Annotated in this window: 29 protein-coding genes and 1 pseudogene; 13 read left to right on the forward strand and 17 right to left on the reverse strand. The window is 67.4% G+C overall.

Translation table 11 applies throughout. The annotated features are described in order from the left end of the window. Window positions 1-43: 43 nt before the first annotated feature. From AB2U09_RS16875 to AB2U09_RS16890, 4 genes are all read right to left on the reverse strand, one after another. Window positions 44-700 carry a DUF2238 domain-containing protein gene (locus AB2U09_RS16875; RefSeq protein ID WP_459193899.1) on the reverse strand — a complete coding sequence of 219 codons (657 nt, stop codon included), beginning with the start codon at window positions 698-700 and terminating at the stop codon, window positions 44-46. Further along, a complete protein-coding gene (locus AB2U09_RS16880) occupies window positions 697-1,335 on the reverse strand; it encodes a hypothetical protein (RefSeq protein WP_459193900.1) in 639 nt (212 codons plus the stop codon). Before AB2U09_RS16880 ends, AB2U09_RS16875 begins: the two co-directional genes overlap by 4 nt. An 87-nt stretch (window positions 1,336-1,422) precedes the next feature. Further along, window positions 1,423-1,731 carry a DUF7116 family protein gene (locus AB2U09_RS16885; protein ID WP_459193901.1) on the reverse strand — a complete coding sequence of 103 codons (309 nt, stop codon included), beginning with the start codon at window positions 1,729-1,731 and terminating at the stop codon, window positions 1,423-1,425. Window positions 1,732-1,899: 168 nt separating this feature from the next. After that, on the reverse strand, window positions 1,900-2,139 hold the full coding sequence (locus AB2U09_RS16890) for a DUF5816 domain-containing protein (RefSeq protein ID WP_459193902.1): 240 nt from the start codon (window positions 2,137-2,139) through the stop codon (window positions 1,900-1,902). An 85-nt stretch (window positions 2,140-2,224) separates the two neighbouring features. Here AB2U09_RS16890 and AB2U09_RS16895 point away from each other — a divergent pair, with 85 nt between their 5' ends. Both AB2U09_RS16895 and AB2U09_RS16900 read left to right on the forward strand, forming a co-directional pair. After that, on the forward strand, window positions 2,225-3,580 hold the full coding sequence (locus AB2U09_RS16895; RefSeq protein WP_459193903.1) for a bifunctional metallophosphatase/5'-nucleotidase: 1,356 nt from the start codon (window positions 2,225-2,227) through the stop codon (window positions 3,578-3,580). Window positions 3,581-3,641: 61 nt separating this feature from the next. Beyond that, a complete protein-coding gene (locus AB2U09_RS16900) occupies window positions 3,642-4,043 on the forward strand; it encodes a universal stress protein (RefSeq protein ID WP_459193904.1) in 402 nt (133 codons plus the stop codon). A 43-nt stretch (window positions 4,044-4,086) separates the two neighbouring features. Here the strand turns inward: AB2U09_RS16900 and AB2U09_RS16905 are convergent, their stop codons facing one another. Beyond that, entirely contained in the window at window positions 4,087-5,160 is a 1,074-nt protein-coding gene (locus AB2U09_RS16905) for a mechanosensitive ion channel family protein (protein WP_459193905.1), read from the reverse strand. 118 nt (window positions 5,161-5,278) lie between these two features. On the opposite strand from AB2U09_RS16905, the gene AB2U09_RS16910 reads away from it, so the two are divergent. Next, entirely contained in the window at window positions 5,279-6,025 is a 747-nt protein-coding gene (locus AB2U09_RS16910; protein ID WP_459193906.1) for a proteasome assembly chaperone family protein, read from the forward strand. 51 nt (window positions 6,026-6,076) lie between these two features. Here the strand turns inward: AB2U09_RS16910 and AB2U09_RS16915 are convergent, their stop codons facing one another. Next, window positions 6,077-6,313: a hypothetical protein gene (locus tag AB2U09_RS16915; RefSeq protein WP_459193907.1), complete on the reverse strand. Its 237-nt coding sequence runs from the start codon at window positions 6,311-6,313 to the stop codon at window positions 6,077-6,079. 103 nt (window positions 6,314-6,416) lie between these two features. Continuing rightward, window positions 6,417-7,268, reverse strand: coding sequence for an eIF2B alpha/beta/delta subunit family protein (locus tag AB2U09_RS16920; RefSeq protein ID WP_459193908.1), 852 nt, complete (start codon window positions 7,266-7,268; stop codon window positions 6,417-6,419). A 178-nt stretch (window positions 7,269-7,446) separates the two neighbouring features. On the opposite strand from AB2U09_RS16920, the gene AB2U09_RS16925 reads away from it, so the two are divergent. Next, window positions 7,447-7,911 (forward strand): type IV pilin N-terminal domain-containing protein, encoded by a 465-nt coding sequence (locus AB2U09_RS16925; RefSeq protein WP_459193909.1) that lies wholly within the window; start codon window positions 7,447-7,449, stop codon window positions 7,909-7,911. Between the two features lie 33 nt (window positions 7,912-7,944). Here AB2U09_RS16925 and AB2U09_RS16930 read toward each other — a convergent pair whose 3' ends face one another. Both AB2U09_RS16930 and AB2U09_RS16935 read right to left on the reverse strand, forming a co-directional pair. Continuing rightward, window positions 7,945-9,336, reverse strand: a complete 1,392-nt coding sequence (locus AB2U09_RS16930) for an RtcB family protein (protein ID WP_459194275.1) — start codon at window positions 9,334-9,336, stop codon at window positions 7,945-7,947. A 981-nt stretch (window positions 9,337-10,317) separates the two neighbouring features. Then, window positions 10,318-10,827: pseudogene (locus tag AB2U09_RS16935) on the reverse strand (RtcB family protein); the annotation flags it as partial. A 777-nt stretch (window positions 10,828-11,604) separates the two neighbouring features. Here AB2U09_RS16935 and AB2U09_RS16940 point away from each other — a divergent pair. Beyond that, the gene (locus tag AB2U09_RS16940; protein WP_459193910.1) at window positions 11,605-11,988 is read left to right on the forward strand and encodes a hypothetical protein; all 384 of its coding nucleotides are present in this window, start codon (window positions 11,605-11,607) and stop codon (window positions 11,986-11,988) included. Between the two features lie 166 nt (window positions 11,989-12,154). After that, the gene (locus AB2U09_RS16945; RefSeq protein WP_459193911.1) at window positions 12,155-12,352 is read left to right on the forward strand and encodes a hypothetical protein; all 198 of its coding nucleotides are present in this window, start codon (window positions 12,155-12,157) and stop codon (window positions 12,350-12,352) included. A gap of 5 nt (window positions 12,353-12,357) precedes the next feature. On the opposite strand, the gene AB2U09_RS16950 is transcribed toward AB2U09_RS16945, so the two are convergent. The 3 genes from AB2U09_RS16950 to AB2U09_RS16960 form a co-directional block, all read right to left on the reverse strand. Beyond that, complete coding sequence (locus AB2U09_RS16950) at window positions 12,358-13,452, reverse strand: DoxX family protein (protein ID WP_459193912.1); 1,095 nt, start codon at window positions 13,450-13,452, stop codon at window positions 12,358-12,360. An 86-nt stretch (window positions 13,453-13,538) separates the two neighbouring features. Next, entirely contained in the window at window positions 13,539-13,952 is a 414-nt protein-coding gene (locus AB2U09_RS16955) for an archease (protein ID WP_459193913.1), read from the reverse strand. Then, a complete protein-coding gene (locus AB2U09_RS16960) occupies window positions 13,949-14,947 on the reverse strand; it encodes a DUF502 domain-containing protein (protein ID WP_459193914.1) in 999 nt (332 codons plus the stop codon). The genes AB2U09_RS16955 and AB2U09_RS16960 overlap by 4 nt, the downstream gene beginning before the upstream one ends. A gap of 104 nt (window positions 14,948-15,051) precedes the next feature. Here AB2U09_RS16960 and AB2U09_RS16965 point away from each other — a divergent pair, with 104 nt between their 5' ends. Beyond that, window positions 15,052-15,537, forward strand: a complete 486-nt coding sequence (locus AB2U09_RS16965; protein ID WP_459193915.1) for a GNAT family N-acetyltransferase — start codon at window positions 15,052-15,054, stop codon at window positions 15,535-15,537. Window positions 15,538-15,573: 36 nt separating this feature from the next. On the opposite strand, the gene AB2U09_RS16970 is transcribed toward AB2U09_RS16965, so the two are convergent. Further along, window positions 15,574-16,263 carry a ZIP family metal transporter gene (locus AB2U09_RS16970; RefSeq protein WP_459193916.1) on the reverse strand — a complete coding sequence of 230 codons (690 nt, stop codon included), beginning with the start codon at window positions 16,261-16,263 and terminating at the stop codon, window positions 15,574-15,576. A gap of 103 nt (window positions 16,264-16,366) precedes the next feature. On the opposite strand from AB2U09_RS16970, the gene priS reads away from it, so the two are divergent. Both priS and AB2U09_RS16980 read left to right on the forward strand, forming a co-directional pair. Then, on the forward strand, window positions 16,367-17,527 hold the full coding sequence (priS, locus tag AB2U09_RS16975; RefSeq protein ID WP_459193917.1) for a DNA primase small subunit PriS: 1,161 nt from the start codon (window positions 16,367-16,369) through the stop codon (window positions 17,525-17,527). Between the two features lie 19 nt (window positions 17,528-17,546). Continuing rightward, window positions 17,547-18,617 carry a hypothetical protein gene (locus AB2U09_RS16980; protein WP_459194276.1) on the forward strand — a complete coding sequence of 357 codons (1,071 nt, stop codon included), beginning with the start codon at window positions 17,547-17,549 and terminating at the stop codon, window positions 18,615-18,617. Between the two features lie 66 nt (window positions 18,618-18,683). Here the strand turns inward: AB2U09_RS16980 and AB2U09_RS16985 are convergent, their stop codons facing one another. Continuing rightward, entirely contained in the window at window positions 18,684-19,844 is a 1,161-nt protein-coding gene (locus AB2U09_RS16985; protein WP_459193918.1) for a S1C family serine protease, read from the reverse strand. A gap of 220 nt (window positions 19,845-20,064) precedes the next feature. Here AB2U09_RS16985 and AB2U09_RS16990 point away from each other — a divergent pair, with 220 nt between their 5' ends. After that, window positions 20,065-21,996, forward strand: coding sequence for an ABC transporter ATP-binding protein (locus AB2U09_RS16990; RefSeq protein WP_459193919.1), 1,932 nt, complete (start codon window positions 20,065-20,067; stop codon window positions 21,994-21,996). 18 nt (window positions 21,997-22,014) lie between these two features. On the opposite strand, the gene AB2U09_RS16995 is transcribed toward AB2U09_RS16990, so the two are convergent. Further along, window positions 22,015-23,451 carry a serine hydrolase domain-containing protein gene (locus AB2U09_RS16995; RefSeq protein WP_459193920.1) on the reverse strand — a complete coding sequence of 479 codons (1,437 nt, stop codon included), beginning with the start codon at window positions 23,449-23,451 and terminating at the stop codon, window positions 22,015-22,017. Between the two features lie 138 nt (window positions 23,452-23,589). On the opposite strand from AB2U09_RS16995, the gene AB2U09_RS17000 reads away from it, so the two are divergent. After that, a complete protein-coding gene (locus tag AB2U09_RS17000; RefSeq protein ID WP_459193921.1) occupies window positions 23,590-23,931 on the forward strand; it encodes a hypothetical protein in 342 nt (113 codons plus the stop codon). 39 nt (window positions 23,932-23,970) lie between these two features. On the opposite strand, the gene AB2U09_RS17005 is transcribed toward AB2U09_RS17000, so the two are convergent. Next, entirely contained in the window at window positions 23,971-24,327 is a 357-nt protein-coding gene (locus tag AB2U09_RS17005; RefSeq protein ID WP_459193922.1) for a hypothetical protein, read from the reverse strand. A 121-nt stretch (window positions 24,328-24,448) separates the two neighbouring features. Between AB2U09_RS17005 and AB2U09_RS17010 the strand changes: the two genes are divergently transcribed. Beyond that, window positions 24,449-25,180 (forward strand): metal-dependent hydrolase, encoded by a 732-nt coding sequence (locus AB2U09_RS17010; protein ID WP_459193923.1) that lies wholly within the window; start codon window positions 24,449-24,451, stop codon window positions 25,178-25,180. A 95-nt stretch (window positions 25,181-25,275) separates the two neighbouring features. After that, the gene (locus AB2U09_RS17015; protein WP_459193924.1) at window positions 25,276-25,674 is read left to right on the forward strand and encodes an OsmC family protein; all 399 of its coding nucleotides are present in this window, start codon (window positions 25,276-25,278) and stop codon (window positions 25,672-25,674) included. A 15-nt stretch (window positions 25,675-25,689) separates the two neighbouring features. On the opposite strand, the gene AB2U09_RS17020 is transcribed toward AB2U09_RS17015, so the two are convergent. Beyond that, window positions 25,690-25,992, reverse strand: a complete 303-nt coding sequence (locus tag AB2U09_RS17020; RefSeq protein WP_459193925.1) for a PRC-barrel domain-containing protein — start codon at window positions 25,990-25,992, stop codon at window positions 25,690-25,692. Between the last annotated feature and the right edge of the window lie 62 nt (window positions 25,993-26,054).

The raw sequence follows: 26,054 nt of genomic DNA on the forward strand, positions 1-26,054 counted from the left end.
GCGGGATCGCGGCCGACGAGCGCGGGGAACTGCTGCGGATCGCTCAGGCGGCCCGCTGTTCGAACCGCTCCTCGATGTACTGGCTGACGCCGGAGAGATGAGCGGTTCCCCACGTCGCGACGACGACGGCCCCCAGCGTGTTGTAGATGAGGTCCCACAGCGAGTCGGTCAGGCCGTACTGGGTCAGGATGGTATCGGTCCCGGCCATGGTGGCCGCGACGCCGATGGAGAACTCGATGATCTCCCAGAAGACGCCGTAAGCGAGGACGAAGAGGAGGATGAAGACGAAGACGAACCGTGAGGGGAGTTCGATCTGGTCTGAGTGTTCGTCGAGCGCGCGGACCGTGGCGTAGCCGACGCCGGCGACGACCGACGACGACAGCGCGTGGGTCATGTGGTCCCACCAGTCGATCGTCTGGTAGAAGCTCTGTCCGCCGGGGACGCCGATCGTCCCGAAGGCGTGGAGGAACACGGCGCTGGTGATCCACAGCGTCAGGCCGGCGTCGAGCGGGACGCCGTAGTCGCGTTCGAGCACGGGGACCAGTTGCGCGATGAGCAGCGCGACGCCCGCGTTGGCCATGATCTTGACGTTCAGCTTCCAGACGCCGACGAGGAAGACGCCGAGCATCACCAGCTCCATGAGCCACGTCAACTGGCGCTGGCGGCGCTCGGTGATACCGAGGCGGTCGCGGAGTCTCATGCGACACCACCCTCGATCCGCTCGGAGACCCTCGTCCGTCGGCGAACGTACACCTGGAAGACGAGGCCGGCGATGAGGCCGGCGATGCCCGAACCGACGAACTCGACCATGAGTTCGTGCTCGATCTGTTCGAGGTCGGCGTCCGTGAGCATCCCGTCCGGACCGGGATCGAGCAGTAGCGTGGTCCCGAGGTGGACGTCCGACCCCCAGCGGGCGAGCGCCCACAGGCCCGCCGCGGCCAGCGTGGTGACGACGACGAACAGGACGGCGAAGCCGACGCTCATCTCGACCGGCGTGAACAGGTGGAGGTTCACGGCCACCAGCAGCGCGAACGCCGCGATCGACAGGTACACCGCGACGGTACTGGTCATCCGGACGGTCACGAGCGCGCGAGCGACGACCGGGAGGCCGGCGAGGAGGACGACTTCCGCCGGCCCCATCGCCCGCACGTTGCCCCGCACCAGCGCGGGTAGCGCGACGGTGACCCCCACCGTCGCGGCGAAGGCCGCCCACAGGAGGTCACCGTCCAGCAGGCTCTCGACGGTGACGAGCCCGAACACGCCGACGAGCGCCCAGCCGACGGCGGCGTTCAACCGCGTGTCGGTCAGCAGTTCACCGAGGTCCCTCTGTGCCATCTCTAGTGCCTGATGCGACCCCACCATTGAAACGCTGGCGGCTCTCTCGGAGCGATGATATCGGAAAAATAACCTGTTCGCCGCCGGTCAGGCCGCTTCGCGGTGGCAGGCGACCTCGTAGTCCCCGTCCTCGTCGACCCCCATGATCGCCCACTCGTAGTCCGGGTCGGCGGACTCCAGTCGCTGCTCTAGCTCGGGTACGTCCTCGGACCAGGCGACGAAACACCTGTACTCGCCGGAGTCGGGCGTCTCGTCGAACTCTTCGGCGGGTGTGACGTGGACGGCGCGCCATTTGCGCTCGGCGAGGTACTCTCCCCCGCGGTCGGTCACCGTGTATCCGAGGTCTGCGAAAATCGACTGGGCCTTCTCGTCGAGGTGCTTGGTAACAGCCCTCATTCGTGCTGCGATACCACGCCCCACCAGATAAGTGTTCCTACGTTTCACGGTTCGGGACGCCGACGGGTCGCCGGTGTGGAGATATTGCGGCGCCTACCGACCGATCCGGACGGGTGGCGCCGTGACGCTGGAAAATCTGATTCTGGAGTATCGAGGCGTTACGGGCGCTTACTCGTGGGCGGCGTCCCACTCGTCGGCTTTCTTGAGGTTGCCGCAGTCGGTGCACTTGATCCGACCCATCGAGTCCATGGCGGTTCGGAACGACTCGCAGTTGCCGCAGTAGTACCCCCAGCGTCGCTCCCTGTCGGCGGTCCGGTAGACGACGAAGAACGGGCCGTCGGACCCGCGCTCGACGTCCTCGGTGTCGACGTACAGCCGCTCCTCGTCGGGGCCGGTCTTCGTCTCCATGCGTGGGGTATCGGGGAGGCCGCCCTAAACCCTTCCGTCGCGGCATCGAAGCGGATTTGCCCGCGGGGAGGCTGGTCGAAGACAGATGTCGCTACGGCTTCTCCACTACACCGACCTCGAGAACGCCTACGATACGCCCGAGCGGATCGCCCGCGTCGCCGGCGTCGTCGCCGCTCGCAGCGGCCCGGACGCGCTCGTCGCCGGCTCCGGCGACAACACTGGCCCGGGCGTCCTCTCGCTGGTGACCGACGGCCGCCAGTCCCTCGAGTTCTTCGAGGCCGTCGGCCCCCACGTCGAGACGGTAGGCAACCACGACTTCGACCACGGCTTCGACGCGCTGGAGTCCATCGTCGCGGACTCCCCCCAGCAGTGGGTCCTCGCGAACGTCTCCCTCGACGGCGAGCGATTCGGCGTCGAGGCCGGGATCGAACCGGCGACGACAGTCCCCGTCGGCGACGCGACGGTCGGCGTCGTCGGTGTCCTCGACCCCGCGACGCCGGAGATGACGCCCGGCACGGACGCCCTCGACTTCGCTGACCCCGTCGAGACCGTTGCCGAGTGGGCCCCTCGCCTACGCGAGCAGGGCGCCGACTACGTCGTCGCGCTCGCCCACACCACCGACGACGACGCGCACGCCATCGCGAGCGAGACCGACATCGACGCGGTGCTGGCCGGCCACTCGCACCACCACCACGCCGGCGCCGCCGGCGAGACGCCCATCTCTCGACCCGGTGCGACCGGCCAGTACGTCCACGAGATCGATCTGGGATCGGGCGAGGTCACGGTCCACGACGCACAGGAGGCCGACCCCGACCCCGCGGTCGAGTCGGCGCTGCGCGACCGCGTCGCCGCGGAGGGACTCGACGAGGTCGTCGCCAACGTCTCCGACCCGCTCTCGCGCGACCGCGAGCGACGCCTCGGCGGCGAGTGGCGGCTCGGCAACTTCGTCGCGGACGCCTACCGCTGGAAGACCGGCGCCGACGTCGCGCTCCAGAACGGAGGGGGCATCCGCGAGGGGCCGCCGCTGTCGGGCGAGGTGACCGTCGCGGATCTGGTGAGCGTGAGCCCCTTCGAGGAGCCGGTCGCCGTCGCCTCCGTCACGGGCGCGGAACTGCGCTCCGTCGTCGCGGAGGCCGACGGCCGCGAGGTCGACGCGCTCTCCGATTACTGGTACGCCCACGTCAGCGGGATGCGCGTCGCCGTCGAGGACGGCGAGTACGTCCCCTACGTCGACGGCGAGCCGGTCGACCCCGAGGCGCGCTACACCGTCGCCGTCCCGAACTACATCCTCATCACGGACCTCGAGTTCCCGACGCTCACGGAAGATCACGCCGTCGAGCGCGACGACCTGCAGTACGAGGTCGTCGTCGAGTACGCCCGGGACCAGGGGATCGACGCCCCGCTCGAAGGCCGGATCCCCGACGCCGTGGCGAGCGAGTAGTCGGTACCTGTTGCGAGCGCAATAGAAAGCTTGAGGCGGGGGGACCGAGAACGTTCGCGAGATGACGCAGGTCGTCGTCCCAGTCCGCTACCCGCTCTCCGAGCACTCGGAGGCCACGCTCTCCCGGGCGATCGAACTCGCCGCGGAGCGAGACGCCCAGCTGACGGTCCTCCACATCAACCAGTACCAGGACAACCACCATGCGACGCGCGGGGACCTGAAAGACGCCGTCGAGGACGCGTTCGGCCCGCAGTCGAACGCCCGGTACGTCGTCCGCAAGGGCCTCCTCGTCGAGGAGACGCTGCTCGACGAGATCGTCGCCGAAGACGCGGACATCGTCGTCATCGGCAAGAAACAGGCCGGCCGCTGGCGCCGGATGATCCGGCGACTGGTCGACGACCCCGACGTCGAGACGTTCCTGCGCGACGAACTCGACTGCGACGTCGTCACCGCCGAACTCTGACCGCCCTCCGCCCGGTTCGCGCTCGCCGTCGACGCTTTCTCGACTACTCTCCGCCCGGTTCGCGCTCGCCGTCGACTGCCGACTCCTCCTCGGGGATCCGCGGGTCGACGCGCTCGCTCGTGCCGCCCGCGGGCCGGTCGCCGACGCCGACGCGCATCTCGCCGCTCGTCTCGTCGAAGACGTGGTGCTGGTGCGGGTAGGCGATCTCGACGTCCTCCTCGGCGATGGCCTCGGCGAAGGCCGTCTGGACGTGCGAGCGGGCCCGGAGCAGCCAGTAGGGTTCCTCGATCCAGTAGCGGAGTCGGAGGTTGATCCCGTGGTCGCCGAACTCGTCGATGTAACACGTCGGCTTGGCGGGGTACCGGGCCGCTCCGACGCGGATCCGCGGGCCGCCACCGACCACGCCGTCGACGCCCCGGGCGGCTTCCTCCAGTAGTTCTCTGGCCCGCGGGATGTCGCTCTCGTAGGTGATCAGGACGTCGAGCGTCTGCCGGGTACGGGTGTCCTCGGCGGAGTAGTTGTACACGTCCCGTTCGCGCATCGTCCCGTTCGGGATCACGAGGAAGGTGTTGTCGAGCGTGAAGATCTTCGTGTACCGGAGCGTGATGTCCTCGACGAAGCCGCGCTGGCCGCGGTCGGCGAGTTCGATCATGTCGCCGATCTCGTAGGGCTGGTCGGCCAGCAGGAACACCCCGCTGATGACGCTGCCGACGATCGGCGCGAGGATCACACCGACCACGGCCGAGAACACCGCGACCGACAGCGTCAGGTCGCTGAGATCGTGGCCGTAGATGCCCAGGATCGTCAGTGCCGCGAAGCCGAAGACGACGACTCTGATCCCCCGCAACGCCGTGCGAGTGAGGCTCGGGCGGCGGAATCGGCGGGCGATGCGGCGGCCGAGCAGCTGGACGAGCAGTTGCGAGACCGCGTAAGCGAGGACGATGACGACGATCACCTGCAGGATGTGGATCACCGGCATCGGCAACTGCTCGACGAACCGCTCGACGCCGGGTGGAGCCCACGAGGGCGCCGTCGGCGTTCCCCCGGCAGTGGCCGTGTCGGTCGCGGGCGGCGCTGCCTGTCCGACCAGCGACGCGAGCGACCACAGCCAGTCCATGCCCACAGCAACGCCGCACTCGTCAAAAGAATTGTGTCACCGGATCGCCCTCGGGCGATCCCGGCGACAGCGAGTGCGTCGCGGAAAGCGACTTGTGCCAGGTGACCCAACGGGTGGTATGGACGGACACGCGATCGCCGAGCCGACGTTCGACGTCCAGGAGACCGGAGACATCGACGCCGACACGCTGATCGCCGGCTTCTCGGAGTTCGGGCTGGCGGGGTTGACGGCCGTGGACTACCTCGTCCAGCAACTCGAGTTGACGCCGACCGGGCACGTGACCACGCCGGACTTGCCGACGATCACGCCGTTCGACGACGGGACGCCGCGCCATCCGGTCAGGCTGTTCGCCGCCGACGGCGTCGAAGTCGCCGTCCTCGTGAGCGAACTGTTCGTCCCGGCCACCGCGGCCCGCTCGTTCAGCGACGCGCTGCTCGACTGGACCGCCGCCGCGGACGTCGGCGAGACCGTCGTCCTCTCGGGCGTCCAGATGCCCCACGCCGAGGAGGACCACCGGACCTTCTTCGTCGCGACCGAGGACTACCGCGCGGCCCGACTGGAGGACGCGGATATCCCCCCGATGGCGAGCGGTTTCACCGACGGCGTGAAGGCGAGCCTGCTGGCCCGCGGCATCGACTCGCCGCTCCGGACCTGCGTCTACGCGACGCCGGCCCACGCACAGGCGCCCGACGCAGAAGCGGCGCTTCGCCTCGTCGAGACCATCGACGACGTGTACGATCTCGGCGTCGACACGGAGCCGATGAAGAACTTCGCGGCGAACGTCGAGCGACATTACCAGGATCTGGCCGCCCGCATCGAACAGGCCCGCGAGGAGCAACAGCCCGAAGACCGGATGTACATGTAGTCGACGGCCGCTGCCGTCGATGCGATACCGTTCGACTCGCGCGGATCGGCCTTACTCGACTTCACCGCCCAGACTCGTCAGGGGCGACGCGCCGCCGACGATGGCCGCGGCCGCGAGGATCGCCGCCGAGAGCGCGACGAAGTCGCCGCTCGGCGAGTACCCGGCGAGGCCCGCGCCGGCCTCGACGATAAACACCGTGATGAAGAAGCTCACGATGGCGAAGACCAGCAAAACGATCGATGCGATGATGCTACTGACGAGTGCGCCGAACGAGTCGAGGACTCCCATGCTGTGACCTCCAACTGTCCATCTAGCCTCCAGATACGTGAATGCACTTGCGGGCTTCAAATGCCGACCGTGCGAGAACGAGTTCTCGGCCGATCGGCCGCCGTCAGTACTCGTGGACTGTCTCGTCGGTGATCGCGGCGTCGAGGAGGCGCGTCGGGGTCGCGTCGTAGGCGGGGTTCTCGACCGCGAAGCCGTCGGCGGGTTCGCGGATGACCTCGCTGGCCTGTCGGTGTTCGTTCTCGAAGGCGAAGCCACCGGTGACCATCTTCGCTTCGGAGCCGACGACGCGGACGGGGACGTCGACGTCGGCCGCGGTCGCGGCGAGGGGGTAGGTCCCGACGCGGTTGTACAGCGTGTCCTCGACGATGCAGTCCATCCCGACGACGACCTGGTCGACCTCCGGTAGGTAGTGGCCCGCCGCGCCGTCGACGATGAGGTGGGCGTCGACGCCGTCTATCTCCGCGAGCGTCCGGACCATCTTCCGCCCGAGGTAGCGAGGCCGCGCTTCCGTGCAGTAGACCTCCAGCGAGGCGCCGGCGTCGACCGTCTGCTCGATCGCCTGCAGGACGGTCGAGGAGTAATCGTGAGTGAGGATCGTCCGGTCCGCTTCGAGGTACTCGACCGCTCGCTCGGCCGCGCGCTCCTTGGCCGACTCGATGCGAGTGACGACCGACTCGACGATGTCGTGAGTCACCTCCTTCGCGGCCGCGACGTCCGCGGCGTCCGCGTCCTCGACGGTCGAGACGATCTCGCGTTGAGTGGTCTGCAACGACGCGTGCGAGGGGTTCGCGCGGCGGAGCGCGTGGCTGTTGCGCTCCAGCGTCCGGACGTACTCCTCGACGGTCGGATACTCCCGCTCGGTCAGCGAGAGCAGTGCCTCTGCCGCCTTGACCGCGACGACGGAGGAACTGTGCGTCTGCATGTCCGCGATCTCCTCGACCGTCCCGTCTATCATACCGGATACGTCGCCGCTCGCGCTCAAAGGCTTTCCCCCTCCCGCCCTGCGGTTTCGTTCCGGCACCGGTCGAATCGGTGGGTTCGACCGCACCTCGACCGCCTCCCGCCAGCTGGCCTATCGAATCTGATACTCTCGCCGAAGCTGGTTTAGGGGGTGATCGACCTATCTGCCCTATATGGTCGGAGACGGTGCCCGTGAACGCGACGAGTCCGCCCGCGACCCCGCCGAGCGTGCGATCTCGGAGTTCACCGGCGTCGCTATCCTGATCGCCGTCACGCTGCTGGTCACGGGGTCGGTCGGCCTCTTCGTCCTGGTGGACCCGGGAGAAGATGACCCGGGTCCGAACGCGAACTTCTCCTTCGAGTACATCGACCAGTCGTCCGTGCTCTTCGTGGAACACGAACGGGGCGACACCTTCACCGCGGGGAACCTCACGATCCGGAGCGGCGAGACCGCGGTCGGCTGGGCCACGCTCGCGAACACGGAGAACTCGACGGTCATCGGGCCGGGCGATCAGGTCCAGCTCAGCGACCGCAACGCGTTCGGTCGCCGCGTGTCCACTCGCGATGACGTGTCCGTGTACTACGCGCCGCCGGCCGGGAACGAGACCCTCCTCGATTCGTGGGACGAAAGCGACTGACCTCCGAGCGGGGAGCCGAAAATCCCCCGCAGATCAGCCCTTGATGTTGCAGACGGGGAAGGTGCGCGCCACGCGGTCACCGATGCCCAGCGCGTCGGAGACCCGCACCACCTCGTCGACGTCCTTGTAGACGCCCGGCGCCTCCTCGGCGACGGTCGCGCCGCTCTGGGCCTTGACGTAGACGTGGCTCTGCTCGCGGAGGTCGTCCTGTACGTCGCCGCCCCAGAACTCCTGTTTGGCCTGCGTTCGGCTCATCAGCCGGCCGGCACCGTGGGCCGTCGACCCGAACGTCTCCGAGAGGGAGTGCTCGCCGCCGCGCAGGACGTAGCTCCCCGCGCCCATGCTCCCGGGGATGATGATGGGCTGGCCCACGTCCCGGTAGGCCGGCGGGATTTCTTCCCTGCCCGCCGGGAACGCGCGTGTCGCGCCCTTCCGGTGGACGAACAGCTCGCGCTCCTCGCCGTCTTCGACCTCGTGAGTCTCCTTCTTCGCGATGTTGTGGGCCACGTCGTAGAGCAGGTCCATCCCCAGATCCTCCCACGAGTTGTCGAAGACGTCGGCGAAGACCTCGCGGGTCTGGTGCATGATGAGCTGCCGATTCACCCACGCGAAGTTGATGGCGGCGCACATCGCGCCGTAGTAGTCACCGGCCAGCTGCGAGCCCGCCGGTGCCGCGGCGAGTTCCTTGTCCGGCAGCTCGTCGAGGAGACCGGCGTGGGCCTGCTCGATGTCGCGCAGGTAGTCCGTACAGACCTGGTGGCCCAGTCCCCGGGAGCCACAGTGGATGAGCACGACGATCTGGTCCTCGGCGAGGCCGAACCGCTCGGCCACGTCGTCGCGGTAGACGTCCGTCACGCGCTGGACTTCGAGGAAGTGGTTCCCGCTGCCGAGGCTCCCGATCTGGTTCTTGCCGCGGTCCTTGGCCTTCTGCGACACGCGATCCGGGTCGGCGTCGTGACGGACGCCTTCGTCCTCGCAGTGCTTGAGGTCTTCCGGCACTGCGAAGCCCTCCTCCAGCGCCCACTCCATCCCACGGTCGAGGATGGCGTCGACGTCCCCCTTCGTCCCTTGGTGGACGCCGCCGCCGCCGAGCCCCGACGGGACGGCCTCGAACAGGGCGTCGACGAGTTCCTCCTCGCGGCCCTGCACGTCCGCGTAGGTGAGGTCCGTCTTCATCATCCGGACGCCGCAGTTAGAAACGGCGAACCCGTCCGCAACGAACGTGTGGGCATCGTGAGTGACACCGATATCGAACACGGTTTCCGTACCGACTCGTTCGATGGAGACGATCTCGGTTTCGACGGTCCCGTCGTCTGAGACAGTCGTCTCCTCGCGGAACGCCTCGAAATCGGGGAAGTCGGCTGGCGGTCTGGGGTCTCCTTCGCGCCCGCTCCACACGCTCCGTTCGATGAACCTCTCGTTTATGTCGAATCGTGATTTGACGCCTTCGATCGACGCACCACCGTCTGCGAGCACCTGCGCTTCGCTCGCGATCCGACGCCGTCGGTCGATCGCCTGTTCTTTCAGTTTGAGATACTTGAGCGCGACCAGCGACTTTCGGTGTTTCTCTCGATTGTAGCTGAATCCGACCTTCTCGTAGAAACGGATCAGATTATCGGAGTCGTTTTTCACTCCGAGACGAAGACGTTCGACGCCGTCCCGGCTTTCGGCGTCGAATCGCTCGATACCGTTCGTTCCGATACCGATGCTGTCGAGATACGAGGCGATGTCTTCGTAGAACTGCTCACCGGCATCGGCTGTCTCTTTGCTACGGTTCTGGGATACTTTCGGACAGTACAGGTTCTTGTCGTGCTGAGCGGCTGGCGCATTCATTTCCGCGCCGAAGTACCCCGAGAGGTACAGCGCGCGCTGCCAATCGGGAAGCCGCTCTAGATACTCCGGTACACCGAAGTCATTCTCGACTTTCCTCCCCTGGGGAGTACCCAGCTTCAGGAGCAGTTGCTTGAACCCGTGGGCACCGACCTTGATGCTGTACTCCGTTCGTTCGAACTCTTTCCCGTTGATCTCGTGTTCGCGGTCGCGTTCGTAGATCCGGGAGGGTGTGAATCCGAGCGCTTCGATGTCACGGCGGATATCTTCGAGGTCTTCCGGATCCGCGTAGAACCAGGACTGTTTCCCCCTGAATGCCCCATCACCGGTGTGGAATCCGACGAGCTTCAACAGCCGGTTGAACGCCTCGTCGGTCGATGTAAGTGGTAACAGGTCGTTCTGTTCCAAAAACCCAACGAGCTGATCGCTCGCATCCTCGAAGTCCGAACTGTCGAGAACGACGAACTCCTCGGGGTCCTCGTGTTCGATCCCCCGGAACGGACTGAGAAGAACGGAGTCCCCTTCGGATAGGTCGGCCAGTTCTGCCTGGCCGTTCGGGGTTTCGAACGGGTGATCCGACGTCGCACGGACGGTGTCTCCCGTCGCTGTTTTCACTTCGTACACCTCTCGTGAGTCGGACTCGGTGAACAGGCGTATCTGTGAGGTCCTCTCACCGTCCGCCGGAACGACTGCCTTCTCGTTCTCGAATCGGGATTCGAGTCGCTCGATAGGGATCCGCCGACCAAACGAGAGACGGACATCGGTCCCAGCTGGCAAGCAGTTGATGTCGTAGCCCACCGCTCCCGGCGAGATACAGCCCTCTTCGGCGTCGATACCGGCGACGCCGCCGACGGGGAAGCCGTACCCCTGGTGGCCGTCGGGCATGCAGAGCGCGTACTTGCGGACGCCGGGCAGGTGCGTCGCGTTCTTGAGCTGCTGGAGCGTCTTGTCGTCGCTGATCTCGTCGAGCAGCTCCTCGCTCGCGAGGACGCGTGCGGGTCTGTTCATGTCGCCTTCCTGCGGGATCTCCCAGACGTAGTCCCTGACCTTCTCCAGGGTGACGCCGTCAGCGTCGTAGGTGGTCATGCCCGAACGTCGGCCGCGGGCGCCGGAATAGGTTTCGCTGTTCGTGTGTGCGATGACGTTTGATGAGTACTACCGCAGGGTTCCCTGAGCGTTGAAAGCCCTCAGCGCGCTCGCTCGGAGTGGCTCGAACCGTTACCGCAGGGTACACTGAGAGATGAAAGCCCTCGGCGCGCTCGCGGTCGCTGAGCGGGATATCCGCGCTCTCCGCACCGCCCGCGCGGATAGTGCCCGCTCAGGCGACTAGATGAACGCGAGCCCGCTTCGCCCTTTCAGTCCGCCAGGGACCGCACTGCGACCGCGATAGCAACCGCACTGCACAGCACCGCAGACGGCCACAGGCCTCCCCAACCGATTGCGTTACTCGTCGCAAACTCCTGCGTTACTCATCCCTCGCACGACTACGTCGCGAGATGAAACTCGCGACAGCGCGCGCCACCGCAGTCGATCGAGTCCCTCGGCTGCACAGATCCGGTCGGTAGGACAGGGGGTAAACGCGTTACGAGACGGCGCTGGATTCTATCGCTGTGGGCGCCGCTCCAGTTCGAGCGAGGAGTACTCGATGACCGCGACGTGGCCGGGTGCGATCCGGGAAGCAACAGACAGAATAATATCATCCCGACAACCAGTTGTGGTGTGCAGCGACGCGCCCTCCTCTCGAGTATCGTCGGCGGAACAGCGTTGCTAACCGGTTGTAGCGGCACTCCTTCTGCGACCGAGACGCCAGCGGTGTACAACCCGACGGGAATGGCCACGATTCGTCCCCTGAGCGAGCCGATTATGCGACACGGCCTCACGGGGGAACCGGGACAGTACCTGTACGCGCGACTGTTTCGGCAGGAAGACAGGCTCCCGGTGACCGAGCAGGCGAATGCAGCGCAGTACGCTGAAGCCGTCGACAACCTCTCGGACGGGGAGTTCGCCGTCTTCACGAATCTCCGGACAGCTACTGCCGCGCCCGCCTACTTCTGGGCCGCTGATACCGAATGGAAGGACGGGCGACTCGTGATTACGGTAGAGCGCCGGACCAATTCCTACGATGGGACGGGCGACGAGGTAGTCGGCGTCGCGCTCACGAAATTCGAGTCCGACGGACCGGCGCCGACCGGTGCGGACGTCGTCTTCCCGAGCGGCGCGACTATCCAGGTTGGAGAGACGGAATGACGGACACAGACAGTCTCTACGCTTCTGTCCGCAGTCGACCGGACTCGGTAGAACCGGACACTGATCGCTGCAACGAACGCGACGAACGTCCCGCACCACTCGCTCTTCGTCGGGTTTCTGGGGGAGATTCTCCGCACGGTGGAGCGGCCGAATCGGTGTTCACGACGTGAGAGTACTCCGTTCGAGAACACGCGCCGGGAGAACGCTGCAGTTCGTCAAAGTCGTACTGCTCGGTGTGACTGCCGCCGATTTTCTGGAGCTGATAGACCGCTTCTCGATCTCGATATATCTGTTTCTCATCGCCACGGTGGCGATAATCCAGAGTGTCCTCGACACGAGACAGCGGTTGAGAGACGGCGAGTAGTCGAGTCAGTCGGCCGCTGGCGTCGCCTCCTCGCGGTCCGGGTCGCGTCGGTCGGCGGTCGCGAGGTAGGCGTCCAGCGAGAGCGGGCCGGCGCCGAGCGTGAAGATCGCCGAGAGCATCCCGAACAGTGTCACGTGGGCGAGCACGGGGTCGTCGGGCAGGCCGAACAGCGTCAGCACGAGCATCGAGAAGGCCACTGCGGCCGCCCCGCGGGTGTAGAGGCCGACGAACAGCAGCAGGCCGACGCCGATCTCGGTCAGGCCGGCGCCGAGCACCCACAGGCCGGCGTCGACCGGGACGACGTTCGTGAGTTCGTACCGCTCGACGACGAGCAGCGCCTGTGAGGGGTTGGCGAGCTTCTCGACGAGGCCGAGGTAAGCGAACGCGACCCCGAGGCCGACGCGGAGGACGGTCGCGACGTACTGCTGGTAGGGGCCGACCTTCGCAGCGAACCAGTCGGCGACGCCGTGGACGGGATCGACGCGCCCGTAGTAGGTCCCGGGGGTGCTCGCGACCTGCTGGAGCATGTGGTCGGCGCTTGGCCGGCCGCTGCCCAGCAGGACGATGGCGAGGAACCCGGGGACGTACTCCATAGCGAGGACGAGCTGTGGGTTGAACGCCAGCGCGGCCAGATACGTGAGGAGCCCCGCCGCGGCGACGACCCGCGTCGCGAGCCCGAACAGGATCAGGAAGCCGAGCGAGACCTGGAGGATCCGCGCCTGGACTTGCAACGGGGGGATAAACAGATAGCCTGTGAATCCCGCGCCGATCAGCGGCAGGCCGAGACTCAGCCGGAGCATCCATGGCACGTACTCGCGGTAGGTGGCGAGCGCGTCACGGAGCGCGTCCACGTCCGGGATGGTCGGCCTGATCAGAACCAGTCCGGCCAGCAGCACGAGAACCGCCGCAGTACCGCCGCCGAGCAGCGCGGCGTTCGTCGAGTTCGAGAGCACTTCGACGGCGAATTCGATCGCGTCGCGCGTCGCCGTCGGTGGGTCCGTCACGTAGTCGACGTGAGCGCTCGCTCGCCCGGCGAGTAGCGCGACCGCGACCATCCCGACCACACTCCCGACGGCCGATCGCCTCCGCGTTCCGTTCATGGGCTGCGCTAGGGACTCACTGCTGAAAAACACCTCAGTATCGGGGGTGTGCTAGCGCCGCCGCGGAAGCGGGATTTCACTGCCGATCAGACGTCGAAAACGACGTACGCGTGCCAGCCGTCGTCGGTCTCCGAGAGGTCCATCTCGGAGTAGGTGACGGCTTTCAGGTCGCGCGCCTCGACGCGGTCGAACGGGATACCGCGGGCAGACCCCTCGACGAGCCACTCGCCGTCGGACTCACGGACGGTCGCCTCGTTGCTAACCGGGAGGACCCCGCGGACGTCGCGCTCGTAGATGAGTTCGTCGAGGTAGTCGAACAGCAGCGCCTCCCGGCTCTCGGCCGCGACGGCGAACTCGAACCGGTCGCCGCCCGCGTCGGGGATCTCGTCGCACATCGCCGCCGCCATGCCGTCGGCGACGGCGCCGAAGACGGCGTCCAGCGACTCGCCGGTCGCCTCGACCGCCACGTCGGCCGTGTGATCCCGCAGGTCGAAACTCACGCGTCGTCACCTGCAGATTTCGCGTCGCGTTCGTCGTCGGTCCGGCTCCCGACAGTGCTCTCCGCCCCGTCGCCGTCTTCGAACTGGTCGAGCATGTAGTGGCGGACTTCTTCCTCGTCCTCGACCGCTGACTCGTCGAGGTCTGGGTGGATCGCGGCGAACTCCCGGTAGGCCTGCTCGCGGATGTCGTCGGCCGCCTGTCCAGTGAAGTCGCTCAGGTCGTCGACGGTCTGTGTCCCCCAGACGCCGATGTCGTGCATCCCGTCGCGGGCCTGCTGGCGGATGGCGTCGAGGCTCGCGAACTCCTCGTCGGCGTCGGGCCGCCCGGAATCGCCGGTCGCGACGCCGCTGGTGACGATCGAGCGGATCCCCTCTTCGACGCTGAGGTCCACGTCGTAGACGTGCTCGGTCGAGACGTGGATCACGTACCCGCCCATCACCGGGTTGGGCGCCATCGGCATGAACAGCGTCGTCATGTCCTCGTGGCCGGTCGTGTCGGCGACGGTCGGCGGCGACTCCGCGGTGACGAACGCCAGCGAGTACGACTCCGAGCGGGGGAACTCGACGAGTTTCACCTCGCGGAAGCTCTCGGCGTCGTTCGACAGCAGCAGTTCGGTCATCTCGTTGAAGCTCGTGTAGACCGAGCCGACGCCGGGGATGCGCGCCATCGCGGTGTCGAACACCCGTTCGAGCTGGTTACCCGAGCGCGTCTCGGCGACGAGCCCGAGGACGAACACCATCCCGACGAACGTCGCGATGGCGAGCAGCTTCATCGTGAGCGGGTCGACGTTCTGTCCGATGTCGAAGTACTTGTTCGCGATCTCGACCACCGGCGTGATGGCCCGCAGGATGAAGTTGATGACGAAGACGAGGATCATGACCGTGATGACGAGCGGGATCGTCAGCGCGGCGCCGGAGATGAGGACCTGCCGGATTTTTGCTCCGAGCGTCGGTCTGGGCTCGTCCGACGCGGGAGCGGATGACAGCAAAACCATACGGGGGAGTCATCTGGGTCCGCCGAAAGCCTTTCGGGGCCGCCTATCGCCGCGCTGGTCGTTGCCGATGGAATTATAGTGACTTACCCGTTACTGGACCGATAGTGAGCGTCAACGTCGAGCGTCGTGTCGTCGACCCCGGGGACGCCGACTACGTCGAGCAGGCCTGGCAACTCAAAGAGCGCATCCGCGCCGAAGAGGGTGTGCTCCGCCAGCGCCGGGGCTTCTTCGAGAACGCCTACAAGCGCTCGACCGTCTACCTCTTCCTCGACCGGGCCGACCGCGGCACGCTCGTCGGCTTCGCCGCGGTCCGCCGCGACGGCTACATCCTCTTTCTCGCCGTCGACAGCGAGTATCAGGGCGAGGGATTCGGCGAGGCCCTCGTCGCCCGCGTCGCCGACGACTACGGCTCCGTGACCTGTCACGCACGCACGACGAACCGCGCCGCCATCCGCTTCTACCAGCATATCGGGTTCACCATCGAGCGGCGCATCGACAACTACTACGAGGACGGCGGCGACGCCTACTACCTCAAACTCGGCGAGGAAGAGGGGCTGACCGACCGCCTCTCGAAGCTGCTCGGCGGGTAATCGCGAGGTTGCGGCCGGTCGACTGCCACCGGGATCTCAGACGAGGACGAACGTCACGAGCAGTCCCGCGGCCGTGGCGAAGGCGACCGACGGGCCGCCTCCCTCGTAGGCGTCGGGCATGATCTCGACCGCCAGCGACGCGAGGACGGCGCCGCCGCTCGCGGCTCTGACCGCGGCCAGCGTCCGTTCGCCGACGGCGGCGAACGCGACGTATCCGACGACGACCATCGCCGCCAGCCCGGCCGCAGTCACCGTCCAGACGCCGAGCGTCCGTGCCGGAGAGCGCCCATTCTCGGTCATGTCGAGCGCGCCTGCGACGGCTTCGGGGAGGTTGTTCGCGGCGATGCCGACGAGGATCGCCAGCGACCCGCCGGCCGACCCCCCGAGCAGCGACACGCCGAGCGTCAGGTTCTCGGCGGCGCCGTCGAAGACGACCGCTGCGAGGAGCGGGATACCGCTGGCCCCCTCGTCGGTCCCCGCACGGGATTTGACGCCGACGTAGAGGGCGGTCCCGGCGAACGTCGCCGCGGCGGTGGTCGGGGCGCCGGCGATCCGGAACGCGGGCTCGAATAGTTCGAAGGCGAGCCCCGTGATCAGCGACCCGCTGGCGAACGCGAGCAGGGCGGCGACGAAGCGTCGCGGCGGCGAGAGGAAGACGCCCGCGACGGCTCCGACGACCAGCGGCACCGCCGTGCCGAGGCCGTACAGCAGCGGGAGGAGCGTCATCGCCTCTCTATTCGGCTGCGTCCCGGAAAACGGCACGGGACGGATCGGGCCGGGTCGTCGGTGAGCGAAACCGATTTAGCGCCCCGTTCGAAACGGGGTAGCCGTGCAGGAACAGACGCGGGCGTACCTCCGGGGGCGCTTCGGCGACCACTACCGCCGGACGGACCTGACGCCGCCGCCGGACGCCAACGAGCGCGAGTGGGGCTACATCCCCTGGACCGACGGCCCCGGCGAGACGATGGTCCGCCACCGCTCGCTGCTCGATCTGGGGTCGCTGGAGGACTTCCTCGCCCGCGAGAAACCGAAACACGTCTACTTCTCGGCCGGGCGCTACGAGAGCCCCGGCGCGAGTTCGATGGGCGAGAAGACCTGGCGCGCTTCGGATCTCGTCTTCGACCTCGACGCCGACCACCTCCCCTCGGTGACCCTCGGCGAGGACAGTTACGGCGAGATGCTCGAAAAGTGCAAGGACGCACTCGCCCGACTCCTCGATTTCCTCGACGAAGACTTCGGCTTCGAGGACACGACCGTCGTCTTCTCCGGCGGGCGGGGGTACCACGTCCACGTCCGCGACGAGACCGTCCAGGGACTGGAGAGCGACGCTCGCCGGGAGATCGTCGACTACGTGCGCGGGATCGGGCTTGACCCGGATCTGCTGACCCACCAGGAGATGCGCGGCACGTCGCTGAGCCGCGTCATCCAGACGGGCGGCGGGTGGGGCGGCCGCGTCCACGAGCGCCTCCTTGAGTTCGTCGACGAACTCCTCGCGATGGACGAGGAGGAAGCCAAGGAACGGCTGCAGGAACTCGACGGCATCGGCGAGGGGCGTGCGAACACCGTCTACGGGGCGGTCGAGAACAACGCCGAAGCGCTCCGGGCCGGCAACATCGAAGCCGGCGGCGTCGGCATGCGGACGCTCCTCGACGGGTTCGTCACCGAGGTCGTCGAACGGCAGAACGCGCCCATCGACGAGCCGGTGACGACCGACGTCAATCGGCTGATCCGACTGCCGGGGAGCCTCCACGGCGGGAGCGCGCTGGAGGTCCGCCGGCTCTCCCGCGAGGAACTGGAATCGTTCGACCCGCTGGTCGACGCCGTCCCGGAGACGTTCGTCGGCCACGAGATCAACGTCACGGTGACCGATCCCGGGCCCGTCGAACTGAAGGGCGATAGTTTTAATCTGCAGGCGGGCGACCAATCGGTTCCGGAGTATCTGGGTGCGTTCCTGATGGCCAGAGGGCGCGCCGAGAAGGCACCAGAATGAAGGAGCAGAGACCGCGATGATGGACCTCGACGAACTGCGCTCGGTACAGAGCCGCGAGCGACAGACCGACAGCCTCCAGCAGCTACGGGAGTCGTTCTATCAGGACGCCGGCGAGTTCATCCAGCAGCTCCACCGCGAGCGCGAGCGGGCCGCCGACGAGGCCGACGACCCGTGGGACGCCCCCGAGGTCACGCGGCTGAGCGACGATATCGATACCGCCGAGCAGACCGTCGAGGCGATCTACGAGCGCCGCGTCGGCAAGATCGTCAAGATGGCGTCGCTGGCCGCCGCGGACATGCCGACCGAGGACGAGGGGCTCACCACCGAGGAGCGGACGCTGTTCGACACCCTCGTCGACGCCATCGAGCGCAACCGCGCCAACGTCGAGGCGGTCATCGACGGCGAGGACCCGCTCGAGAACGTCGCCGACGCCGGCGCAGGCCCCGAGCCGCGAGCCGGCGGGACCGGCAACCCGGCGTCGGATCCGACCGACGACGCGACGCCGGCCGCGGACGACGGCGCGGCGGCGCCGAGCGGAGGGCCGCCCGAGCCCACACCGGACCCTGACGACGCAGGGGTTCCGTCTGATCCCGCCTCGGCCGACGGCGACTCACGCCCGGTACCGCCCGAGGGACCGAACGAGGCGCCAGCGGACGCGTCGAGCGGCGAGAGCGGCGTCGACGCGGCCGACCTGATGGCCGGTGACGGTCCCGACGGGGAATCCGCGGAGCCGGATCCCCAGAGCGGGACCGACGCGAGTGAGGATGGCCCAACCGCCGAGCCGCCCGCACCGGACGAACGAGGGGGCGACGATCGAGCGTCGCCGGAAAGCGAACCGAGCGACGCTGACCGTCCGGCCGCGGACGCTACTGCCCCGGCTGACGGGGCGGTCCCGGCCGGAGACGAGACCGAGGAGGCTACCGACGCGCCGGCGGTCGAGCGCGCGACGGTTCGGATCACGGCCGACGTGGGCGAGATATTCGGCGTCGACCAGCGCGCCTACGACCTGTCGACCGACGACGTCGTGCAACTGCCCGAGGCGAACGCCGACCCGCTGGTCGAGCGCGACGCGGCCGAGCGCCTCGACTGACGCCGATTCTACGCCAAGAGTGAGCAGGACAGCGGTGCGGGCCGACTGTCTCGAAAACGCCGTTTCTCAGGACTGCGGGTCGGGCCGCGACCCGAGCGTGAGTTCGACCGTCCGTTCCTCGCCGTCGCGGAGGACGGTCACGTCGATGGTGTCGCCGGGGCTGGTCTCCAGCGCGAGGAAACTCGCGAGGGCTTCGCGGGTGGGGGTCGGTGTGTCGTCCATCGCGATCACCACGTCGCCGCCGGTGTCGGTGCTCTGTCCCTCGACGGTCGTCTGCCCTTCGGTTCCCTGCAGGACGCCGTCGGAGGGCCCGCCGTCGCGGACGACGGCGATGTAGACGCCGGTGTGATCCCCGACGTCGTTGGCCTCGGCGAGCAGCGGGCCGACGGTCTGTAGACGGACGCCCATGTAGGAGTGTTCGTACTCGCCGTCTTCGAGCAGCGCGGGGATCACCCGGCGGACGAGCGGCGCGGAGATGGCGAAGCCGATGTTGTCGCCGCCGCCGGAGTTGACGACGCCGGTCACGTCGCCGCCGAGGGTGACGAGGGGGCCGCCGGAGTTGCCGGGGTTGACCGGCGCGTCCGTCTGGATCGCGTCGGGGATCGAGAAGTCGTTCGCCGCGGGGAGCGTCCGGTTGACCCCGCTGACGATACCCGCGGAGACCGATCCGACGAACCTGCCGAACGGGTTGCCGATGGCGATGACTTCGGTCCCGACGGCGGGGTCGGACTCCCGGAGCGCGAGTGGCGCCGCGCTCTCGGGCAGTTCGGGGACCGAGAGGACGGCGAGGTCGCTGTACACGTCCGTTCCTTCGACTGTCGCGTCCAGCCAGCCGCCCTCGCTGAAGCGGAGGAACACCGTCTGTGCGTCCGCGACGACGTGCTGGTTCGTGACGACGTGGCCGTCGCTGTAGACCCATCCCGTGCCGCTCGAGGGGTTCGGCCCGCCGGTGTAGACCTGGACCTGGGCGACCGAGTCGACGGTCGACTGGTAGACCTCGGCGTAGTCGTCTGCGGCCGACTGGCCTGACTGCGCGAACTGATCGAAGTCGCCGGCGGCGCTGCCGTCACCGGAGGGCGACGGCGTCGACGGGTCGACCGGAGTGGTATCGCTCCCGCCAGCGGTATCGCCGTCGCCGAACAGGGAGCCACAGCCGGCGGACCCGGCCGCGAGCGCCGTGCCGCACGCCGCGAGGAAGCGGCGCCGTGACGAGTCGGGCGTGTCCATAGCGACTCGAAGGCGACCGAACGGAAAAACCTGCGGGCCGCCTCCCGGTCCCGCCGACCGGCCGCCGTTCGACCCGTTCGGGGTCCGTCTGACGACTGTTCGCGAACTAACGTATCGGGTCGCTGCTTGCGATCTGTCTCCCGGGTAGTTCGTCGAATCCAGAGAGTCTCTCCCCCTAAGGGGGGTTTTTGGCCGTCAGCGGTCAAGCGGAGTCGACCGAATGGCACGTCCCGATCCACACGGCAGTTTCGACGAGATCCGCGAGGAAGTCGACGGGCATCCGATGTTGAGTCTCTTCAAGTACGCCACCCCCTACTGGGCACCGCTCACCCTTGGCGTCGTCTCGACGATGATCAACCGCGTCGCGCGGCTGTTCCCGGCGCTGCTCATCGCCGCCGCGATCGACCTCGCGGTCAATCCATCGGGGGCCGCCGACGGCGTCCTGTCGGCGCTCAACCTCGTCCCTGCGGACCCGGTTCCGCTCGACGACAGGCAGGGCCGTCTCGACATGCTGTACTACCTCGGGACGCTCGCCGCCGGCGCCTACGTCGTCCAGTCGATCAGTCACTTCGGATCGCGCTACTTCTTCCAGACGACCGCCCAGCGCATCCAGCACGACCTCCGACTGGACACGTACGACCACATGCAGCGCCTCTCGCTCGATTTCTTCAACAACCACCAGACCGGCGGGATGATGTCGATCCTCAACAGCGACATCAACCGGCTGGAGGACTTCTTCAACGCGGAGATCCGCGAGATCACCCGCGCGATCATGATCTTCGGACTCGTCGGCGGCTGGATGATCTACACCGCGCCGCGGCTCGGCCTGCTCGTCCTCGTGCCGGTGCCGATCATCGCCCTCGCGACGGCGAAGTTCATCATGTGGATCGAGCCGAAGTACAAGCGGATCCGCGAACTCGTGGCGCGGATGAACACCCGCCTCTCGAACAACCTCGGCGGCGCGGCCATCGTCAAGTCCTTCGACCGCTACGACATCGAGCGCGACCGCGTCGCCGAGCAGTCCGGCGGCTACCGCGACGAGAAGATCGGCGCTATCACCGTCCGGAAGGCCTTCTTCGCCTCGCTGCGCCTGCTCGTCGGCGCGATGTTCGTGACCATCCTCATCCTCGGGGGCACCGACGCCGTCACCGCTGGCGGGATCACCGCCGGGACGTTCGTCACGTTCTTCATGTTCCTGCGGTACCTCGACGGGCCGATGACGCGCATCGGCAAGACGGCCAACAACTACCAGAAGGCCAAATCCAGCGCCGAGCGCGTCTTCGGCGTCCTCGGCTACACCGCCGACGTCACGTCCGCCGAGAACGGGCATTCCCCCGACGAGGTCGATGGCCGGGTCGGCTTCGAGGACGTCGACTTCAGCTACTCCGCGGACGGCGACCAGATCTTGGACGGCGTCGACCTCGACGTCGAGGCCGGCGAGACGGTCGGGTTCGCCGGGACCAGCGGCTCGGGCAAGTCCACGCTGCTCAAGCTCCCGCCGCGGTTCTACGACGTCGACGACGGCGCGGTCACCATCGATGGAACGGACGTGCGCGAGTTCGACCTGCAGACGCTGCGCAACCGCATCGGCGTCGTCGAGCAGGACCCGTACATGTTCTCGGGGACCATCCGCGAGAACATCGCCTACGGCGACGACGCGCTGTTCCGGTCGGTGCTCGAAAACTACAGCGACGTCCCCGACCACGTCGCCGAGGAGGTCCGCGAGGCAGCGAAGGCCGCCGGCGCCCACGAGTTCATCACCGACCTGCCCGGCGGTTACGACACGATGGTCGGCGAGCGCGGCGTCAAACTCTCCGGGGGCCAGCGCCAGCGCGTCTCCATCGCGCGCACGCTCCTGAACGACCCGGACGTCATCGTCCTCGACGAGGCCACCTCCGACGTCGACACCGAGACGGAGGAGCTCATCCAGCGCAACCTGGAGACGCTGACGGCCGACCGGACGGCGTTCGTCATCGCCCACCGCCTCTCGACCATCCAAGACGCCGACCGCATCGTGGTCATGGAAGACGGTGAGGTCATCGAGACGGGGAGCCACGACGACCTCGTCGACTACGGCGGCGCCTACGCGGGCCTGTGGGCGTCCCAGACCGACGACAGTCCGGCCACGGGCGTCGCCGGCGCCGACGACTGAACGCGGACGCCGAGCCGGTTACTCCTCGTTCGATTTCTCCGCTGGCGACTGATCTCTATCCTTGTGATCGTCGGCCTCGCCGACTCGGACGAACAGCATCCCCTCGAACAGGAGTTCTGCGGCCTCCCCGCCCGGGAAGAACTCCGCGTCGGTCGTGCTCTCGACGCAGTCGGCGTCGGTGAACCGATAGCATTCGGAGCCGAGATCAGTGGGAAGCAGACTCAGCTCGAATGGGGTGACCGCGCCGCCGAACTCCGCGTCGAGGCGGGCGCCGTCCTCCGTCACGGTCGCGTGATGGTTGCCGCTGGGTGTCTCGTAGCGGCCGGCGAGGTCGCGGACGCGTCGCTCGATGGATCGGACGGGGTCGACCGACTTCGGATCGCGCCCGGTCAGGACGGCGAGCGCGTCGCGTGCCGCTCCTCCTTGATCCCCGACTCCGGAACAGGCGACCGCGATCCCGACGCCGTCGTCTTCGAGGAAGCCCACGTACCCGCCCGAAACGCCTGTGTTCCCGCTGTGACCGACCAGTGTATCGGTCCCGAACGGTCGGATCTCCCACCCGTATCCGTATGCGACCTCAGTCCCGTCGACAAGCCGTTTGCGGGTGGCAGCGGGCGTTCGCATCCGCTGGAGGGACGCACTGTCGAACGGGGAGTCGCCACCGAGGTGCGCTTGCAGGAATCTGGCGAGATCGGTGACGCTCGCGATCAGTCCACCGGGACCGCGTAGTACCTCGCTCGATAGGACCGGGTTCTCCCCGACGGGCGCCTCGCGGAACTCGCCGTCCTCGAGGACGTACGGGGCCATCGCGTCCGCGGCGTCGTCACCGAGCATCGAACTGTCGTAGGTCGCCCGAGTCGAGCCGAGCGGGTCGAACACCTCCCGCTCGACGTACGCTGCGAAGTCTGTCCCGGTCACCGACTCGACGAGACGGGCGAGAACGGCGTATCCGGAGTTGTAGTAACAGAAGCGGTCGCCGCCGGTCCGGCGGCGGCCGAGGGCCTCTTCGAGGAACGTCCGAAAGTCGTCCCAGCCGTCGAGGTCGCCGGCGGCGAACGCGAGGTCGTCGTTCGGCATCCCCGACGTGTGCGAGAGGAGGTCCGCGACGGTGATCGGTTCGCCCGGCGCGTCCTCGAAGTACGACACGTACTCAGAGACCGGTTCGTCGACGTCGATGCGGCCGCGGGCGTCGAGTTCGAGGACTGCCAGCGCGGTCACCGGCTTGGACACGGACCCGATGGCGTAGCGGGTGTCCGCCGTTGCGGGCGCGTCCGCATCTAGTCGCCGATCACCGTATCCTGTCGCCGCGAGAATCTCCGAGGCGTCGGTCAGCGCGACGCTCGCGCACTGGCAGTCCGCGCCCTCGAACCACGATTCCAGGCGTTTCAGAGCTGCTTCGACGCTGTCCTCCTGTCGTCCACCATCACCGCCCTGAGAAGGATCGCCGGGTGCCATCGTTCGGAGGTGTCGTCTCGACAACCTATATCGATTGGTGATCAGCGCGCTCGCGCTTCGGGGGCCGGAAATCGTCGTCCTACCGCCGTCGCAATCTACGGGGTAAAGTACAACACCGAGTTCCCCAAAGGGAGAGGCATGGCTCGGAAGGTCGCGACGGACGGGTCCGGTCGGCCGGACTGGCGCCGTCCCGCGCTGCGGGTCGGCCTCGAAATCGCGCTCGTCGCGCTCGTCGCGGCCTACGTCTCGATCCACCTCTCCTCGCCGCTGATCGTCGCGCTCGTGGTCGTCGCGGCCGTCGTGGGATCGGTCGCGCTGCTGTTCCGCGAACTCGACCGGCAGGCCTACGCGTGGGTCCGCTACGCGAGCAACCGGGCACAGGAGAGTCAGAAGAAACGGCGCCGCGAACGGGAGAAACGCCGCCAGCAACAGCGTGCGGCCCGACAGAGTCAGCAACGTGCCGACCGCGAGTCCGAGTGAAGCCGATACTTCTCGACAGCCAGTCCGTTCCCGCCCGCCTCAACCGACGACCGTGACGAGCACCGTGAGCGCGATCGCCTGCACCCCGATACCGGTGAGGAGGAATCCGAGCGGGACGAGACGGGAGGGAGTCGACGCGCCCGCTCGCTGGCGCGAGTCGGCATCGAGGACCACGCCCATCTCCGCGGCGCTGCTCACGGTTGTCATCCCCGATTCGACCCAGCCGAGGATCAGACACCCGGGGCTCAGACAGATGAACGCGAGGACGATCGTGACGTCGACGAAGTCACCAGCACCGGCGCCTCCCAGCCACAGTGCGCCGTAGAGGCCCAGCGTCAGCACGCCGGCCGTGCGGACGCCCCAGCGGTACGCACAGCGGAGGACTGCATCGGACACGGCTCGCACAAGACACTGAAATGACAAAAACGCCACGGTCGGTCGCGTCGCCGACAGAGACCGGGGCGTGCTGCCGCTGGTCGTGGCATTAAGTGGGACTGTCACGTATTTCGACTCGGCTATGGAACTGACCTGGCACGGCCACTCGACGTGGCACGTTACGGTGGGGAGCACAGATCTGCTGATCGACCCGTTCTTCGAGAACCCCAAGACCGACACCGACCCGGAGGAACTCGACCCGGACTTCCTCCTGCTCACGCACGGCCACGCCGACCACATCGGCGACGTGGACCGCTACGAGGGGACGAAGCTCGTCGCCACGCCCGAGGTCGTCGAGTACTGCCGCGACGAGTTCGGCGACTTCGAGGCCGTCGGCGGGATGGGCATGAACCTCGGCGGGACGGTCGAGATCGGCGACGCGTTCGTCACGATGCACCGCGCCGACCACACGAACGGCATGGAGACCACCTACGGCACTTCCGGCGGCATGCCCGCGGGCTTCGTCATCTCCGATACGAAGCCGACACAGGTCGCCGACGAGGAGAGCGAGACGTTCTACCACGCCGGCGACACGGGTCTGATGACGGAGATGCGCGACGTGATCGGTCCGTTCCTCGAACCCGACGCCGCTGCGCTGCCGGTCGGCGACCACTTCACGATGGGGCCGATGCAGGCCGCCGTCGCCGCCGACTGGCTGAACGTCGACCACGTGTTCCCGATGCACTACGACACCTTCCCGCCCATCGAGATCGACACGCAGGACTTCGTCAACGAGGTGGCGGCGACCGGTAGCGACGCGGAGGTCCACGTCCTCGACGGCGACGAGACGTTCGACCTCTCCGAAGGGTACTGACTCCCATCGGGTCGCCCGCCGTCCTCGCCCCGTCGCCGGCCGAACGTGGTCGGTTAGGTATTCTTTAGGACCGGGGGTTCGATGCCTCGAATGCAATGTCCGACATCGAAGTCACGAGCGTCTGTGAAGAGGGATACACGACCGAAAGCGAGATCGACGGCGAGTGGCAGCTGGTCGTCGACGCGCTCTCGGAGGACGGCCCCTCGCCCAACCAGGTCCTGGCGGCCGACTACGCCTCCTGTTACATCCCGGCCCTGCGCGTCGCCGCCGACCAGACCGGCTACGACGACATCGGCCGCGTCGAGGTCGAGGTCGAGGCCGATCTGGACGAGGACGACGACCTCGAGTCCATCGCGTTCACGGTCAAGACAGAGGCCGCGCTCGGCGACGACGGCCAGGAGATCGTCGAACTCGGCGAGGAGATATGCCACGTCCACTCGGCGCTGACGGAGTCGCTACACGCCGACATCACGATCGAAGACGACGCGTTCTAGAAGCGGCGAACGCGGTCAGGCCGGGACTTCTTCTTCGTCGCTCTCGTCGGTGCCGTGGACGCGCTCGACGACGTCGTTGACGATGACGATGTCGCCGACCGCCTGTACCCACCGATAGGGGACGATGATGCCGCGCGAGGACCTGACCTCGGAGTCGAACAGCTCGCCGTTGATCTGGTGCAGCGCCAGCCCGGTGACCTGCTGGACGTCGAGGTCGAGGCGGAGGTCCTCGACTTCCCCCACGAACACGCCGTTTTTGGTGTAGACTTCTCGCCCCACGAGCGTCGTGATCTCCTGCGGCGCCGTCTCGGGATTCATATACCGAACGTCGGTTGGCGGGGTCTTAAAATCTTGTTCTACGTCTGACGGGGCCGCCGAAT

Source organism: Halosimplex yunnanense, from assembly GCF_054504345.1.